Source organism: Sandaracinobacter sp. (assembly GCF_041909755.1).
In the GTDB taxonomy this organism is placed as follows: Bacteria; Pseudomonadota; Alphaproteobacteria; order Sphingomonadales; family Sphingomonadaceae; genus Sandaracinobacteroides.
The window spans coordinates 11,128-11,741 of sequence record NZ_JAYRCW010000079.1 but is presented as its reverse complement, the minus strand read 5'-3'; the positions used below and the strand labels follow the sequence as shown (position 1 = coordinate 11,741).

Below are 614 nucleotides of genomic sequence, written 5' to 3'. Positions count from 1 at the left end.
TGGGGATGATCAGCAGGAAGCCGATCGCGAAGCTCAGGATCAGGATTGCCCAGAACAGTTCCGGCGTCTCCCGTCCGAAGATCGCCACCATCACCAGGATGCCCGCCAGCACACCCAGGTTCAGCACATGCCGCCCCGGCAGCAGGATCGGCGCGCCGGACATGTTGCCGTTCAGCTTCAGGAAGGCGATGACCGAGCCGGAAAAGGTGATGGCGCCGATGGCAACGCCAAGCCCCAGCTCGATGCGGCTGCCCTTGAAGATCTCGCCCGTGGCATCGAGGATCCCGAAAGCCTCAGGGTTCAGGAAGGCGGCCACGCCCACCAGCACGGCGGCAAGGCCGACGAGCGAGTGGAAGGCAGCCACCAGTTGCGGCATCGCCGTCATGGCGATGCGCTGCGCCACGACATAGCCGATGGCCCCGCCGATCGCGATCGCGATGCCGATTTCGGCCATGTTCGCAAGGCTGTGGGTCAGCAGCGTGGTGACGACCGCAATCAGCATCCCCACCATGCCATAGCGGTTGCCCGCCCGGCTGGATTCAGGGCTGGAAAGGCCGCGCAGCGCGAGGATGAAGAGAACGCCTGAAACGAGATAGGCGAGCATGGCCCAGGCG

At 65.1% G+C, this 614-nt stretch carries 1 protein-coding gene; it reads right to left on the bottom strand.

Annotated features, from left to right (window positions below; translation table 11 throughout):
- The coding region (locus ACE3O8_RS10575; RefSeq protein WP_374389530.1) for an NAD(P)(+) transhydrogenase (Re/Si-specific) subunit beta at positions 1-614 on the bottom strand (614 nt) is incomplete at both ends.